15 protein-coding genes are annotated in these 13948 nt (G+C 69.7%); 7 read left to right on the top strand and 8 right to left on the bottom strand.

Going from position 1 to position 13948, the window contains the following annotated elements:
• Positions 1-17: 17 nt before the first annotated feature.
• A complete protein-coding gene (locus HDA41_RS17080; protein WP_184984874.1) occupies positions 18-578 on the top strand; it encodes a hypothetical protein in 561 nt (186 codons plus the stop codon).
• Here HDA41_RS17080 and HDA41_RS17075 read toward each other — a convergent pair.
• Positions 571-1086, bottom strand: a complete 516-nt coding sequence (locus tag HDA41_RS17075) for a DUF2165 domain-containing protein (protein ID WP_184984872.1) — start codon at positions 1084-1086, stop codon at positions 571-573. The genes HDA41_RS17080 and HDA41_RS17075 overlap by 8 nt on opposite strands.
• A gap of 104 nt (positions 1087-1190) precedes the next feature.
• On the opposite strand from HDA41_RS17075, the gene HDA41_RS17070 reads away from it, so the two are divergent.
• On the top strand, positions 1191-3677 hold the full coding sequence (locus HDA41_RS17070) for a tetratricopeptide repeat protein (protein ID WP_184984871.1): 2487 nt from the start codon (positions 1191-1193) through the stop codon (positions 3675-3677).
• 251 nt (positions 3678-3928) lie between these two features.
• Here the strand turns inward: HDA41_RS17070 and HDA41_RS17065 are convergent, their stop codons facing one another.
• Positions 3929-4123: a DUF397 domain-containing protein gene (locus HDA41_RS17065; protein WP_184984869.1), complete on the bottom strand. Its 195-nt coding sequence runs from the start codon at positions 4121-4123 to the stop codon at positions 3929-3931.
• Entirely contained in the window at positions 4120-4932 is an 813-nt protein-coding gene (locus tag HDA41_RS17060) for a helix-turn-helix domain-containing protein (protein ID WP_184984867.1), read from the bottom strand. The genes HDA41_RS17065 and HDA41_RS17060 overlap by 4 nt, the downstream gene beginning before the upstream one ends.
• A gap of 113 nt (positions 4933-5045) precedes the next feature.
• Here HDA41_RS17060 and HDA41_RS17055 point away from each other — a divergent pair, with 113 nt between their 5' ends.
• The gene (locus HDA41_RS17055; RefSeq protein ID WP_230299598.1) at positions 5046-5543 is read left to right on the top strand and encodes an ATP-binding protein; all 498 of its coding nucleotides are present in this window, start codon (positions 5046-5048) and stop codon (positions 5541-5543) included.
• Here the strand turns inward: HDA41_RS17055 and HDA41_RS17050 are convergent.
• Positions 5525-6064, bottom strand: a complete 540-nt coding sequence (locus HDA41_RS17050; RefSeq protein ID WP_268251521.1) for an Lrp/AsnC family transcriptional regulator — start codon at positions 6062-6064, stop codon at positions 5525-5527. The two genes, HDA41_RS17055 and HDA41_RS17050, sit on opposite strands and share 19 nt — an antisense overlap.
• A gap of 43 nt (positions 6065-6107) precedes the next feature.
• On the opposite strand from HDA41_RS17050, the gene HDA41_RS41270 reads away from it, so the two are divergent.
• The 3 genes from HDA41_RS41270 (at position 6108) to HDA41_RS17035 (ending at position 8058) form a co-directional block, all read left to right on the top strand.
• The gene (locus HDA41_RS41270; protein WP_230299596.1) at positions 6108-6617 is read left to right on the top strand and encodes a sigma-70 factor domain-containing protein; all 510 of its coding nucleotides are present in this window, start codon (positions 6108-6110) and stop codon (positions 6615-6617) included.
• 266 nt (positions 6618-6883) lie between these two features.
• Positions 6884-7768 carry a DUF8189 domain-containing protein gene (locus HDA41_RS17040; protein ID WP_184984862.1) on the top strand — a complete coding sequence of 295 codons (885 nt, stop codon included), beginning with the start codon at positions 6884-6886 and terminating at the stop codon, positions 7766-7768.
• Between the two features lie 143 nt (positions 7769-7911).
• Entirely contained in the window at positions 7912-8058 is a 147-nt protein-coding gene (locus tag HDA41_RS17035; protein WP_184984860.1) for a hypothetical protein, read from the top strand.
• Positions 8059-8193: 135 nt separating this feature from the next.
• Here HDA41_RS17035 and HDA41_RS17030 read toward each other — a convergent pair whose 3' ends face one another.
• Together HDA41_RS17030 and HDA41_RS17025 are read right to left on the bottom strand one after the other, a co-directional pair.
• Entirely contained in the window at positions 8194-9009 is an 816-nt protein-coding gene (locus HDA41_RS17030; RefSeq protein WP_184984858.1) for an alpha/beta fold hydrolase, read from the bottom strand.
• A gap of 56 nt (positions 9010-9065) precedes the next feature.
• Positions 9066-9731 (bottom strand): DUF4097 family beta strand repeat-containing protein, encoded by a 666-nt coding sequence (locus tag HDA41_RS17025; protein ID WP_184984857.1) that lies wholly within the window; start codon positions 9729-9731, stop codon positions 9066-9068.
• 423 nt (positions 9732-10154) lie between these two features.
• Here HDA41_RS17025 and HDA41_RS17020 point away from each other — a divergent pair, with 423 nt between their 5' ends.
• Positions 10155-11270, top strand: a complete 1116-nt coding sequence (locus HDA41_RS17020; protein ID WP_184984855.1) for an ADP-ribosylglycohydrolase family protein — start codon at positions 10155-10157, stop codon at positions 11268-11270.
• Between the two features lie 65 nt (positions 11271-11335).
• Here HDA41_RS17020 and HDA41_RS17015 read toward each other — a convergent pair whose 3' ends face one another.
• Together HDA41_RS17015 and HDA41_RS17010 are read right to left on the bottom strand one after the other, a co-directional pair.
• Positions 11336-12907 carry a sodium:solute symporter family protein gene (locus HDA41_RS17015; RefSeq protein WP_184984853.1) on the bottom strand — a complete coding sequence of 524 codons (1572 nt, stop codon included), beginning with the start codon at positions 12905-12907 and terminating at the stop codon, positions 11336-11338.
• Between the two features lie 162 nt (positions 12908-13069).
• The gene (locus HDA41_RS17010) at positions 13070-13858 is read right to left on the bottom strand and encodes an SDR family oxidoreductase (protein ID WP_184984851.1); all 789 of its coding nucleotides are present in this window, start codon (positions 13856-13858) and stop codon (positions 13070-13072) included.
• Positions 13859-13948: the final 90 nt, after the last annotated feature.

Genomic DNA, 13948 nt, shown 5'->3' with positions numbered 1-13948 from the left:
TGAGGAGATGCGTGCCCGTGCCTGCCCGACTTCCTTCGTGGGCCTGGGTGACCGGGCTGACCGTGGGAGCGATAGCCGCGGTGACGGTCCTGGCCGTGCAGGCGGACCGGGGCCCGCACCCCACCGCCACCTCGGCCAAGCCGAGCACCTCGGCGTCGGTGGGCGCGCAGCCCACCCCCACCGCGTCCGTCCCGCCCCGGGTGCCCGACGGCTCCGGCACCGGCCGGCGCATCGTCTACTCCCTCGGCGAGAAGCGGGTGTGGCTGGTCGACGCGAGCGAGGCGACCCGCCGTACGTTCACCGTGTGGCCGGGCACGGTCAGCCCGGACCCCGGCACGTACACGGTGTCGTCCCGCAACGAGGCCACGACCGGCTCGGACGGCGTCCAGATCGAGCACATCATCTACTTCGCCGCGAAGTCCGGCGTCTCCGTCGCCTTCTCCAACGCGGTCGACGGCGCCTCGCCGCCTCCCGCCGACTCCGGCGCCAAGACGGGCGGAGTCAGGATGCGGAAGGCGGACGGCACGGCACTGTGGGCGTTCGGCACCGTCGGCACGTCGGTGACCGTGGTCAGGTAGTCGAGTCCGCCTGCTTGGACGGCAGGTGGTTGACGATCAGCACCAGCCCGCTGAACAGGAACACGCGGGTGGCGGCGTCCAGCCCGTTCCAGCTCTTCGACTGCCACATGGAGAACCACTCACCGCCGATCGCGATGAACCCGGCGCCGAACAGCAGCAACACCATCAGCAGCCCGTACGTGGACATCCGCCGGGCCTGCTGCTGATCACGTCTGGCCCACAGCCAGCTCCCGTATATGAGGACCAGCGCGGCGACGGTCTCCCAGACGATGATCAGTACGTACGCGGTGTCCTGAAGCCCCGTACTGGTGATGGCCCGCCACATCAGGTCCTCGTCCTTGAACGTGGTGTCCATCGCCAGCACATGCCGGACGAACTGCTGGTTGGTGCCGAAGTCGGTGATGTTCCCGAACGCGACCAGTGCCATGTAGAGGGCGACGGAGGCGGTGAGCAGGGTGGCGGCGAGAGACAGCGCGCCGCCGCGGCGTGAGGTGGGGGAGGTGGCCATGCCGATCATTCTTCCCGAGCGGCGGTCGCCGACGCGACAGAATGACGACGGAAGCCGGCCGGGCGAGACGAGGGGACGTACGGATGGCGCAGGCGAGGCCTTCGATGCAGGACCTGATACGGCAGCGGACCCGGGCCGGTTTCGTCGGCCGGTCCGCCGAACGGGCCCTGTTCCGCGGGAACTTCGTTACTCCTCCACACGACGAACGCCACCGCTTCCGCTTCCACGTCCACGGCAACGCGGGCGTCGGAAAGACCTTCCTGCTGCGGGAGTGGGAGCAGATCGCCCGCGAACAGGGCGCCCTGACCGCGTACGTGGACGACAGCGCCGGCAGCGTGCCGGAGGTGATGGCGGAGATCAGCCGCCAGTTCGCCGCGCAGGGACGCCGGTTGAAGGACCTCGACCGCCTGCTCGCCGCCCACGACGCACGCAGGCACGAGGCGGAGCTGGCCGCGCTCGCCGCACTGGACGCGCGGACGGAGGACGCGGGCCCGTCGGCGAGCGGGAGGGTGGCGGCCCGGGCCGGGGTGGTCGCGCTGGGGATGGTCCCGGTGGTCGGCCCCCTCGCGGGCATGCTCGACTCCGACCAACTCGCGGGCGGAGTGGACCGGGTTCGGGACAGCGTGCTGTCCCGCTTCCGCGACCACGAGGACGTGCGGCTGGTCTTCGCCCCGGAGCAGGTGCTCACGCCGGTCCTCCTGCGCGAACTCTCTCAGGTCGCCGCCTCGGCCCCCTGGATCGTCCTCTTCCTCGACACGTACGAGCGGACGGCACCGTACCTGGACCACTGGCTGCACGAGACGATGACCACCGACCGCCACGGCGCCATGCCCGCGACGGCAGTCGTGGTCACGGCGGGCCAACGTCCCCTGGACACCGCCCTGTGGGGCGGCCTGCGGGACTTCGTCACGGACGTCCCCCTGTCGCCCTTCACCGAGGCGGAGGCACGCGGTCTGCTGGCCGGCAAGGGCGTGACCGCCGAACCGGTCGTCGAGGAGGTCCTGCGCCTCACCGGCGGCCTGCCCGTCCTGGTCTCCACCCTCGCCGAGTCCCGCCCCGCCGACCCGGACGACGTGGGCGACCCGAGCGCCACGGCGGTGGAACGCTTCCTGAAGTGGGAGCGGGACCCGGCACGCCGAGCCGCCGCACTGTCCTGCGCGCTGCCGAGATGGCTGGACGCGGACGTGTTCCGGGCGGTCACCGACTGCCCCGAGGAACAACTGGAGCCGCTCTACGCGTGGTTGCGGAGCATGCCGTTCGTCGCCGAGCGCGGCGGGGGACGACTGCGCTACCACGACGTCGTACGGGCACCGATGCTGCGCGCGGAACGGAGCCGGTCGCCGCGCGGGTGGGCCGAGCGGCAGCGACGCCTGGCCCGGACGTTCCGCGACTGGCGGGAGGAGACGGAGACCGGCGGGGACGAGCCGTGGGCCGACGAGACGTGGCGGAGCCTGCGCCTGGCCGAGGTGTACCACCTCCTGTGCGCGGGTGAGCGGGACGCGCTGCCGCAGGCGCTGCGGGACTTCGTCCACGCCTGCGACACCGGTGCGGGCGTGGCCGCGCAGTGGGCGCGGGTGCTGGTGGACGCGGGACAGGACGCGGACGCGGCGGTGGTGGCCGCGTGGGGCACCGAACTGACGGCGGCACTCGACGCGGAGGGCGTCATCGCCGCACTCGGGCTGCTCCTGCGCCGCGCGGTGCTCGACGCGCCGACTCAGGCCCGGGCCCGGGCCGTACGGGGCGACGAGCTGCGCGGCCTGGCCGCGTACCCGCAGGCCCTCGCCGAGTACGACCTGGCCGTCGCCCTCGATCCGGAGCTGGCCGTCGCCTACCGTCACCGGGCCGGAATCCGCAGGGAGCTGGGCGACGACGACGCAGCGATCGCCGACCTGGACCGGGCCGTCGCGCTGGAGCCGGACAACTCCTGGTACGTCGCCCTGCGCGGCGAACACCACCGGCTCGCCCGGCACCACGACGAGGCCATCCGGGACCTGAGCGAAGGGATCCGCCTCGACCCGGCCAACGAGTTCGCCTGGGCCTCCCGGGGCGCCACGCACGAACGCCGCGGAGACCTGGACGCCGCCCTCTTCGACCTGGGCCGGGCACTGGACCTCAAGCCGGACTACGCCTGGGCGTTCGCCCGCCGCGCCCGGGTCTGGCGCGCGCTGGGCGACCCCCGACGTCAGCTGGCCGACCTCGACCACGCCCTCACCCTGAACCCCGACTGGCCCTGGGCCCGCTGCGAACGCGGCGACGCGCTGCGCGCCGCCGGCCGCGACCAGGAGGCTGTCGCCGACTTCGACCGTGCGCTCGCCCTGGACCCCGCCTACACCTCGGCGTACGCGAGCCGGGGCACGTCCCTCACCCACCTCGGCCGCCACACGGAGGCACTCGCCGACCTGAACCGGGCGGTGGAACTGCGGCCGGGGTATGTCTGGGCGTTGTGCCGCCGGGCGGTGCTGTACGCACTCATGGGGCGGTTCGAGAAGGCACGGGCCGATGTGGAAAGAGTCCGGGAACTCGACTCCCAGGCACTGGAACGCCTTTCAGATACCGACCGTGCGGTATTGGGATCGGTCCTCACCGGGTGAACGGCATGCGAATTAGCTGTGTGCGGATGTAATTCGACCGTGACGTATCGCGTCGTGGACGGGTAATATTTCACACCTCAACACCCCTGCACACAGAGGAGGCATCGGTGTTTGACGAGCGCAAAGAAGCGGAAATGAGGCTGTACTCGGAGGCCCTGGCCCGGGGACTCGCCCTGAAGAAGGAGCGAGCGGAGGCCGAGGAGAACGGCACGACCCCCGACCCTGAAACGGCCCCCGCCCGGGACTGAGGCTCAGCGCCCCACCGCGAACTCCAGGAATTCGGACCAGGCACCGTCGGTAAATGCCAGGCGGGCGGCGTCCTTTTTCTTGGAGTCGCGGATGTGGATGGTGGGGTGGGGGGCGGGGGATATGGCGACCTCGACGCAATCAGGGCCGTCGTTTCCGCTGTAGCTGCTCTTGAACCACGTCAGTGGGGTGGGCGTCATGTCTCTTCTCCCAGCACTTTTTCGATGAAGGCCAGTGACTCGCGGGGCGAGAGGGCCTGCGCCCGGATCATGCCATAGCGCATATCGAGAACCTGTACGTCTTTTGGGTCGCTGATCACGCGGTCGTACAGCTGGCTTTCCGTGTGACCGAGGGCCTTGCCGTCCTGGAGCTTCAGCAACCGGAACGAGCCCATCACAGCCGCGTGGTCCTCCCTGTCCATGGGCATCACTTGGATCTCGACGTGCCGCAACTCCGCCACTTCGAACAGGTGTTCGAGCTGTCGGCGCAACACCATCTTGCCCCCGAAGGGCCGCCGCAGCGTCATCTCTTCCTGGACAAACGTGACCAGCGCTCGGGGTACCCGATCGAAGACGGCCTTCCGTGCCATGCGTGCGGCCACGTGACGCTCGATCTCGTCCTCGGTGTAGGCCGGCCGCCGCATGGCGTACAACGCCTGGGCGTACTCCGGCGTCTGCAACAGCCCGTGGATGTGCAGAGCCGCGTAGGCCCCGAGCTCGACCGCCTGGTCCTCCAGCTTCGTCAGGTCCCGCACGGTCTTCGGATACCTGGCCTTCTCCACGTCCTCCTTCATCGCCGAGATCTTGCCGCCGGCGCCGAGCACCTCATCGGTCTTGTCCAGGAAGTCCGGCTTGGGGATCCGCCTCGCCCGCTCCACGGACGAAACCATCTCCTCGCCGTACCCGATCGCCGAGCCCAGCTCCGTCTGCTTCAACCCGGCGGCCTCGCGCCACATCTTGATCTGCCGCCCGACCGTCCTGAGCACGGCCGCCGCTTCCTCGTCCTCCACGCCTTCCCCTCCTGACGTACGAGCCGTACGACCCCGCCACGCGTCCGGACAGTCACTCTCCGTACCGGGGTCGTTGCTGTTCAGGGTAGGGAGGTGCGGCCACGCTGGGTGACATGAGCCAGAAATCCCTCGCCCAAATCACCGCCCCCACCCGCCACTTCGCGGTGCAGCTGTCCGCTACTCGAAGGGGTGCTCGACTGGCCCGGCTGCTCACCGAACGTCAACTCGACGAGTGGGGCGAGCCGTACGAGGCCGCCGCACAGGTGGTGGCGGAGCTGGCGTCCAACGCCGTACTGCATGGACGGGTCCGGGGCAGGGACTTCCGGCTGCGACTGACGCTACGAGCCGATCGCACTCTCCGTATCGAGGTCACCGACGCCCAGGGCGACCGGGTCCCGCGCATCCCGGCCCCGGGGGAGTGGGACGCGGAGGGAGGGCACGGCTTGCGCATCGTCGAGGCGTACGCGAACCGGTGGGGCGTGGTGGAGGCACCGGCCCGCGGCAAGACGGTGTGGGCCGAACTGCTCATGACGCACGGGGATGTGCGGGAGTCCCGCTCTCGAAGTCCACGAGGCGTCCGGACGGCCGACGGTCAGCGGCTCGGTTCGTAGGTGAGGTGTGTGACCCGGCGCAGGGTCAGGGCGGTCTCCACGGTCTGCACACCGTCGAGGGCTCCGATCTTCTCGCTCAAGTACGTGTAGAGCCCGCCCGTACTGGAGCTGCCAACGGAGGCGGTGAGGTTGGCCTGGCCGGTGGTGGCGGCGGCGAAGCGGACCTCGGAGTGTTCTGCCAGCGCCCGTCCGGCAGCATCGAGCGCGGAGGGGGTGACGGTGAGCCAGAGCATCGCGCGGACGCCGTGGCCGAGAGATTCGCTGTCGTGCTGCACGTCGAAGTAGAGGACACCCGTGGAGCGCAGGTGCTCCAGGCGCCGCTTGACCGCGGACTCCGACTGGCCGGTGCTGTTCTGCAGCTCACTGAAGGTGGCTCGTCCGTCGCGCCGCAGCACGGCGACCAGCGCCTCGTCGGCTTCGTCGAGGGAGACGGCGGCAGCCGTCGGCTCGACGCGCGCAGGACGCAGTGGGGTGGAGGACCCGGAGGAACTTGCTCGCGGAGGCCGACGAGACCGACACACCCCCCGTGCGCGGCTCCCCTCCGACAGTGGCACGGTCGACCAGGTGAAGGGCTACCTGCGGCTCATCGCCAGGGTCCGGCTGCTGACCGCCGAACAGGAGGTGAACCTGGGCAAGCGCATCGAGGCCGGCCTGTATGCCGAGCACCTCCTCGCCGAAGAACCCGGCCTGGACCTGCACTTCCGCCGGGAACTGGCCCTCCTCGCCGAGGAGGGCCACCGCGCGAAGAAGCACCTCACCGAGGCCAACCTCCGCCTGGTCGTCTCCGTCGCCAAGCGCTACACCGGTCGCGGACTGCACTTCCTGGACCTGATCCAGGAGGGCAACACCGAGCTGATTGAGCCGAAGCACGGTAGTTGTCACATAGGCAGGCTTGTTGTCACCGGCGAGGCCGTGGGTGAACGCCAGGGGCCGGCCCTGTCCGTCGCAGGCGAGGTGGAGCTTGGACGGACGGGGCGTACGTACGTATACACGAGGTATTGGCGCCTGCGGCTGAAACCCATTCTTCACGAGAGGCGCGCATCACACTCTCACCCGATTTGTCATGATCATTAGTTTTTTCGACTGGTGTGCAGGGGAGCATTCGGTGCGTTGGCATCCGTAGCAGGTATGCCGACGGCACATGACGATGTGGGCGATACGAAGAGGGGGGCCCTGCGTCGTGGGGGGACCTGCGTGACGCTCTTCGAGGATGTGGAACGGTTCGCTGATTTCCCCGGCCAGCGAGTGTGCGCCCGGGGGAACGGCGAGACCGATGCCTGTCGGCCCATCGACTGCACCAGGCAACACGTGACCAAGCCGGACCAAGGGGAGTGGACCACATGGGCAAGTGGAGCGACTGGGTGGACTTGGGCGGGGCGATCATTTCGGCCCCCAGCGCAGCCTCGCGGGTGAAAGAGCGCATGATGGTGGTGGCGCGCGGCACGGAGAACGAGATCGTCTGCCGGTCGTACGAGGACGGCAGCGGCTGGGGTGATTGGGACTCTCTGGGTGGGAGGAGCACCTACGATCCGGCGATCCTGGCCGGCTCTCCGGATTATTACACCGTTTACCACGTAGGCGGCGGCCAGATCATCTGGCGCAAGTCCTACGTCGACGGCAGCGGCTGGGAGAAGGGCTGGACCAAGACCAACGAATCCACGGAGGCATGGGCTGGCCTGGCAGCCGTCTCGTCCAGGGATCACCGCTTGGACCTGTTCACCCTGAGCAGCTCCAACCAGGTGTTGCATGCAACCTGCCCGCCCGCAACGCACCGCTGGGAGCCGTTCAACGCGATCGGCAGCACGATCCAGGGTGCCGTCGCGGCGGCTTCATGGAACACGAGCCGCGTCGACCTCGTCGCCCGCGGCGCGCGGACCAACACCCTGTGGCACCGCGTCTGCCATGGCAGTACCTGGTCCAAGTGGCATGACATCGGCTCCGGCTTCATCTCCAGCCCGGCCGTGACCACTTGGGGGCCTGACCGCCTGGACGTCTTCGCCAAGGGCTGGGACCACCAGGTGCTGCACCGGTCCTGGAACGGGGAGGCCTGGAGCGAGTGGGACAACCTGGGCATCCATAACACGGACGACCACCTCGCCGCTGTCTCCCGCATGCCCGGCAACATCGAACTCTTCGGCCGCGGCCGCGACAACAAGCTGTGGCACTGCACCTACACCGCCGAGGCTGGCGAACTCGACAGCGGCGGTGTCGACCCCGTCAACTGACGCGCACTCGCGGCCCTTCCCGGCAGCCGCTGCCTGAGGCCAGCCGCCTCGGGGGCGGTGCCGGGAGGGTAGATGTTCGCCATGGCCCCTGCGTGCACAGCTCAGTTCGGCAGAGAGAGGACCAGCGAAGGAAACTGACCGGCATGGACATGATCCGGTCAGAGATCGCGCCCGACAACACCTACGTGGCCGCGGGCGACGTGGCCGTCCGCGACGGAAACATCGTCACGGTCTCCACCCGGCCGTACTACCACGTGTGGATGCGGGAGTTCCTGCCTCTGCTTCCGTAGGGGCGCGGCACAGCGCACCGGTCGCAGAGAAAGGCGCATGCCTTCTCTGCGGCCGGTGGGGCTTCGAGGCACCTCTGCCCCCCCCCGCACGGGTAATCGTGCTGGTCGGGAGGGGTGCGGAGGCTGGTCGCGACTTCAGTGCTCCCCGCCGTCGAGGGCGGCGACCTCGCGGACGGCATCGGCGATGGCCCGGAAGTCCTTCTTGAGGAGCGCGCCGTGGTTGCTGGGGACCTTCGCGCTGATCCGGATGTTCGGGTTGCTGGCGGTCACCGCGTCGAGGCCGGTGCGTATCCGTTCCTGATCGTCACCGCGGCTTCCGAAGGACGTTCCGGAAGCGACCACGTACCGCACCGGGACGGTGATGCCGTCCAGCACGGGGCCCAGCTCGCGCTCCCGGGAGAGCCTGCCGAGTTCGATGTTGCTGTCGGCCTGCTGTGCGGCGGTCATCCGCGGGGTCAGGCCCGTCGGGCGCAGCAGCGGCATGAACCAGCCCAGCCGCCGGAACAGCTTCCGGATCCGCTGCTCCATGGCCTCGTCCAGCCAGTCGTAGGGGAACGCGCCGTCGACCAGGACCGCGCCCACGGCACGCTCCGGGTTCCGCTCGGCCCAGTGCGCCCCGACGACGGCCCCGTAGGACCAGCCGACCACCAGCGCCCGCTCCACGCCCCTGGCCGCGAGAACGGCGTCGACATCCCGGACGGCGGCCTCGAAGGAGTAGTCCGCCGAACGCTTCGACTTGCCGCGGGCCCGCTCGTCGTAGGTGATGTGCCGCCATCCCGTCCCCAGTTCGGCGATGACCCGCCGCCAGTACCCCTGGGTGGCGAACTGGCCGTTGAGGTAGACCACCGGGATCCCGGGACCGCCGGTGTCGGTGACGGCCAGGGCCGTGTCGTCGACCGGCACCATGCCGGTCCACGTCGAACTGGTCGATGAAGTGCTGTTCTTCGTCATGTGTTCCCCCTGGTCGTGGGCTCGGGCTGGGGCCGGTCGGTTCTGGTGCTGTTCGTTCAGAGGCCGCGGGCGGTGATGTCGCCGTGGGAGGTGGTCGCGTGGATGTCGAGTTCGGCGGTGCCGTCGTTCTTGAGGGAGTTGCTGACGCGGCCGTAGCCGGTGCCGGCGTCCAGGGCGGCCGAGACGCCCGCGGCGGCGACGACCGAGATGTCGCCGGACTGGGTGCGGAGCACGACCGTGCCGCTCAGGGCCTCGGCGATCCGGATGTCGCCCCTCGCGGTGCTGATCTCCGCGGGGCCGCCCAGCCGGCCGACCTCGACGTCGCCGTCGATCGCGGTGAGGCGGAGGCTCGCGGCCTCATCGATCTTGATCTGGCGGTACGCGCCTTCGAAGACGACATCGCCGAGGCGCCCGACGCCGCGGAGCTCCGTGCTGTCGGCCCTGGCCTCGACGTGGGAGCCGGCGGGCAGCCGGACCGTGACCTCCACGGCTCCGGACGGGCCGAGGAGCTGGTTGCCGGAGGCCGAGGCCCTGATCCGCAGGACGCCGTCGGCGTAGGCGACGGTGGTCTTCTCCGCGGTCTTGGTGTCGCGGCTCTTGGAGGGGTCGGCGGGCAGGACCTCGACGGTGGTGTCGGTACGGTCCGCGGCGATGAGCTGGACGCGTCCGGCGGGGATGTCGAGGACGGCGGAGATCGGGGCGGGGGTGTCGAACTTCTGCATCGTGCTCTCCTTGACTCGTCGTTTCGGACAATGGAAAAGCTACGTTGCGTTCAAAGATATGGCAACAGTCTTGTCGCGTGCAGTCACTATAAGTGCAGCTCAAAGGCGAGTAATCGTTGCAATGGAGTCGAAATCAATGCAACGACAGTAGCCGTGCTCGTTGCAATGGATGAAAATGAACGCCACGCTCGGGGTATCTGGCCCTGAACCGACGGGAGGCGAGATGGTGCTGCAATCCCAGCTCAAGGCGCTGCTACAGGACGGTGCGAGACCAGGGCGAAAGTCCCGGCACGGCGCGGTGCCGCAGGAAGCCCCCGGAAGGGCCGGACGGCCCAGACCGGAATCCCTGGACTTTAGGCCAGGGAGTACGTCAAAGTGCTGAGCTGTCGTACGTGTGTATGGACGGTGCCCTGGGAGGTCAAGGTGGGTGCGACTGCCGGTGCCGTCTGGGGGCGTACGGAGCAGCAGGATTTTCGTAGCCGGGTGCGGGGGACGCTGCTCGGCTTGGCCGTCGGGGACGCGCTGGGTGCGCCCGTGGACGGGCTGGGGATCGACGGGATCAGGGAGGCGTACGGGGCGGAGGGCCTGGTCGATCTGGCTCCCGCCTATGGCAGACGCGGTGCCGTCACCCATCTCACCCAGCTCACCCTGTTCTCCGTGGACGGGCTGATACGGGCCCAGGTGCGGCGGGACACCGGCGCCTGGCATCCGCCCACCGACCTGCACCGGGCCTATCTGCGCTGGGCCGCCACCCAGCGGGACTGGGGCCCCGACCTGCGGCGCAAGGACGACGGGTGGCTCGCGCGGGAGGAGTGGCTGTACGCGCGCAGGGATCCGAGTCGTGCGCTGCTCCTCGGGCTCGCCGACGAGACCATGGGGACTCCCGAGATGCCCAAGAACCCCGGTGAGCTCGGGCCCGAGGCCGCCGCCCGGTCCGCCCCGTTCGGGCTGCTCGTGGGGTGGGAGCCGCAGCTCGTCGCCCAGCTCGCGGTGGAGTGCGCGGCGCAGACCCACGGTCACCCCACGGCGTATCTCGCGGCGGGCGCGTACGCCGTGATCGTGCATGCCCTCGCTCTGGGGGAGAGCCTCGACGGAGCGGTGCAGCGGGCCTTCGCGCTGCTGGCCGCCCGGCCCGGGCACCAGCCCGTGTCGGACGCGCTCCAGCACGCGCTGGGTGCCGTACGGCAGGGGCTGCCCGGGCCGGAGCGCGTGGCCGAACTGTGCGGGGCCGGTACGGCGGAGAGCCTCGTCGGTGCCGCCGTGTACTGCGCCCTCGTCGCCGCCGACGTCCGGCACGGACTGAGGCTCGCCGTCAACCACGACGGCCCCTCCGCCGCCACCGCCGCGCTGACGGGCGCGCTGCTCGGCGCCCTGCACGGCGAGACGGCCCTCCCCCCGGCCTGGCTGGCCGAGCTGGAGGGCCGTCCCACGATCCTGGAACTGGCCGACGACTTCGCCATGGAGATGACCCAGGGGCCCGCCCTGCACGGGCCCGGGGGCTCGTCGCCGGGGTGGCTCGCCCGCTATCCGAGGGCCTGAGCCCACCCAGCCGTCCTGGCGCCGCAGTCCTCGCGCCTGAGTCCTGGCGCCGCAGTCCTCGCGCCTCAGTCCTTGACCGTCGTCCGCACCACGTCGTCCGCCGGCCCGACCGGTACCGGAACCGCCGCCGACGCCGCCCCGTCCCCATCCGTGTTGATCTTCTCGATGAGCGCCAGCCGCTCGGGGGTGTCCTCCGGCTTGATGTAGCCGACGAGGATGTACAGGACCAGCGACACCGCCAGCGGGATCGACACCTGGTACTGGAGCGGCACGCCGCCCTCGACGTTCCAGTGGATCGGGTAGTTCACCAGCCAGAAGGCGAGCAGGCCCATCGACCAGCTGACGAGGGCCGCCGTCGGGCCGGAGCGGCGGAACGTCCGCAGCAGGCCCAGCATCATCGGGATCGCCATCGGGCCCATCAGACCGGCCACCCACTTGATGACGACCGTGATGATGTCCTTGAAGGCCGGGGAGTTGACCTGCGTCGCCGCCGCCATGGACAGACCGAGGAAGACGACCGTCGCGATACGGGCGACCCGCAGGCCCGTGCTCTGGTTCCAGGCCCGTGCCCGTGCCCAGATCACCGGCGCGCAGTCCCGGGTGAACACGGCCGCGATGGCGTTGGCGTCCGAGGAGCACATGGCCATGGTGTGCGAGAAGAAGCCGACGATGACCAGCCCCAACAGGCCGTGCGGCAGGAGCTGCTCGGTCATCAGGGCGTAGGAGTCGGAGCCGTCGGTCTTCTGCGACTCGACCAGCAGCGGGGACATCCACATGGGGAAGAACAGCACCAGCGGCCAGACCAGCCAGAGGATCGCCGACAGCCGGGCCGACCGCTCGGCCTCCTTGGCGTTCGGCGTGGCCATGTAGCGCTGGGCCTGGTTGAGCATGCCGCCGTTGTACTCGAAGAGCTTGATGAACAGGAACGCCAGCAGGAAGACCGTGCCGTACGGGCCGACCAGTGGTTTCTCGTGGCCCTGGAGCTCGGGGGAGTCCCAGACCCCGAAGAAGCCGCCGTGGTCGTCGAGCCGTACGAACACCGCCACGAACATCGCGATGCCGGCCAGCAACTGGATGATGAACTGACCGAGTTCGGTCAGCGCGTCCGCCCACAGGCCGCCGATGGTGCAGTAGATCGCCGTGATGCCGCCGGTGATGAGGATGCCCTGGTTGAGGGAGATCCCCGTGAAGACGGACAGCAGCGTCGCGATCGCCGCCCACTTCGCGCCCACGTCCACGATCTTCAGCAGCATGCCGGACCAGGCCAGCGCCTGCTGGGTCTTCAGGTCGTAGCGGTTCTTCAGGTACTCCAGCGGGGAGGCCACATGGAGCCGTGAGCGCAGCCGGTTGATGCGCGGCGCGAACAGTTTCGAACCGATGGCGATGCCGAGGGCGATGGGGAAGGACCAGGTGACGAAGGACGTGACGCCGTAGGTGTAGGCGATGCCCGCGTACCCGGTGAACATCACCGCGCTGTAGCCCGACATGTGGTGGGAGATGCCGGAGAGCCACCACGGCATCTTGCCGCCGGCGGTGAAGAAGTCGCTGACGTTGTCCACGCGTTTGTGCGACCAGACGCCGATCGCGACCATCACGGCGAAGTAGCCGATGAGCACGGCCCAGTCGAGACCGTTCATGAGTCCCCTTCCACGGGTGCGCCGCCAGGGTCAGGCATGTGAACTCTGGGTTCGGTGACGTGCGCACGGCAAGGAAGAGGAAGGTCAAGAGACCGTAAAAAAGTTCGGTGAGGTGACTTCTGTTTATGTACGTGAACCGCACCGCGTGGCTGGAAACCGCCCTCAGCGCATCAGTTCACCCGCGTTCACCAGCAGCGACTGGCCCGTGATCGCCCGCGCCCGGTCCGACGCCAGGAACACCGTCGCGTCCGCCACGTCCGCGTCCGTCGCCAGCTCCGGCAGCGCCGTACGATCCGTCAGCCTGCCCAGCACCTTGGCCTCCGACACGCCCTCCCTGTCGGCGGTGAACCGTACGTACGCCCGCACCGGCGGGCCCCACATCCAGCCCGGCAGCACGGTGTTGACCCGGATCCGGTACGGCCCCAGCTCCCGCGCCAGCGAGTACATCGCGCTCGTCAGCGCCCCCTTCGACGCCGCGTACGCCGCCTGCCGCACCTGCGACGGAGCCGCCACCGCCGACTGCGTCCCGACGAACACCACCGAACCGCCGCCGCCCTCCCTCAGTGCCGGCAGGCACGCCCGGGTCATCCGCAGCGTCCCCAGCAGGTTGACGTCCAGCACCGCACGCCAGGCCTCGAAGTCCGCGTCCTCCAGGCCGCCGAAGTAGCCGTCCAGCGCGGCCACGTGCACCACCGCGTCGATCCGCCCGAACCGCTCCCGCGCCAGCCCCGCCAGCGCCTCGCACTGCCCCTCGTCGGTGATGTCGGTCGCCCGGTACGCCGTGCGCGACCCGTCCGGATCGAGCTCGGCGGCCGTCTTCGCCAGCTTCGCCTCCGTACGGGCCCCGAGCACGGCACGGCCGCCGTCCCGTACGACGGCCGCCGCCACCTGCCGCCCCAGCCCGGCCCCGACACCCGACACGACGACCGTCTTCCCCGCGAGCAGTGACATGGCAGGACCTCCCGGAAGCCGGAACCGTACGCCGGACCCTGGCGCTTTATCTGACGGAGCGTCAGAGTATGGGCCAGCCGCCTACGAAGG

Source organism: Streptomyces caelestis, from assembly GCF_014205255.1.
GTDB classification, from domain to species: domain Bacteria; phylum Actinomycetota; class Actinomycetes; order Streptomycetales; family Streptomycetaceae; genus Streptomyces; species Streptomyces caelestis.
Note: the sequence above shows the minus strand (reverse complement) of the source record. Positions and strands in the feature narration are given on the sequence as shown.